Below are 1,276 nucleotides of genomic sequence, written 5' to 3' on the forward strand. Positions count from 1 at the left end.
AACGACCAGCAGGATCTCTCCGGATTCTTCAATAATCCCATCATGGTAGGTTTCTGATGAAAAAAAACAAACGGCCAGGCAGGGTTAAAAGTGCTCTGCTTAACTGGCTTGGTGTGCCTATCAGCCTGACTACCGGCACATTCTGGGAGGAATGGTTTGGTACCAGCAGCAGCGGAAAGGTGGTAACGGCCGATAAAGCCATCCAGCTATCGGCTGTGTGGGCATGCGTAAGACTGTTAAGCGAGTCTATTTCAACCCTTCCGCTGAAAATATACGTTCGACAGCCTGACGGTTCGCGTAAAGCGGCAACCGATCATCCGGCCTATTCGATACTGTGCCGCCGACCCAATTCAGAAATGACACCATCACGCTTTATGTTGATGGTGGTCGCCAGTATTTGCCTGCGCGGGAACGCCTTCATTGAGAAGAAATTCATCGCAAACCGCCTGGTTTCGCTGGTGCCTTTGCTGCCGCAGAACATGGTGGTTAAACGTCTCACGACCGGGGCGCTGGAATACAAATACACTGAAAACGGTAACGAGAGAGTCATTCCCGTCAAAAACATCATGCACATTCGCGGGTTCGGTCTTGACGGTGTTTGCGGCATGATGCCGATGAAAACAGGCCGGGATGTGATTGGTTCTGCAATGGCGGTTGAAGAGTCCGCGGCGAAGATATTCGAACAGGGCCTGCAAAGTTCAGGGTTTCTCTCTTCTGATAAAGCCCTGGATGATACTCAACGTGAAAAACTTCGCGGTTACATGGCGGCGTTTACAGGCTCAAAAAACGCCGGGAAAATCATGGTGCTTGAGGGAGGCTTGACGTACCAGGGCGTAACCATGAACCCGGAAGATGCTCAGATGCTCGAAAGCCGCGCCTTTAGCATTGAGGAGATCTGCCGCTGGTTTCGCGTTCCGCCTTTCATGGTCGGTCACACCACGAAGCAAAGCAGCTGGGCATCCAGTCTGGAGGGCATGAACCTCCAGTTCCTGACGCACACCCTGCGCCCCCTGCTGGTGAACATAGAGCAGGAAATAGGACGGTGCCTGCTGGACAGCGATGATGAGGTGTTCGCGGAGTTCTCTGTAGAAGGACTGCTGCGCGCCGACAGCGCGGGCCGTGCTGCGTACTATACCAGCGCGCTCCAGAATGGGTGGATGTCCCGCAATGACGTGCGCCGTCTTGAGAATATGCCGCCGATTGAAGGGGGTGACATTTACACCGTTCAGCTCAACCTGACGCAACTGAAAAATCTCGAAAGCAGCAATCCTGCTGT

At 53.4% G+C, this 1,276-nt stretch carries 1 protein-coding gene; it reads left to right on the forward strand.

The features are described from left to right. Positions 1-56 precede the first annotated feature (56 nt). Positions 57-1,276: phage portal protein (locus tag ACYVJ4_RS17755; protein WP_460461413.1), on the forward strand; the 1,220-nt coding region annotated here is incomplete at its 3' end.

The sequence above is a fragment of the Angustibacter peucedani genome (assembly GCF_054779595.1).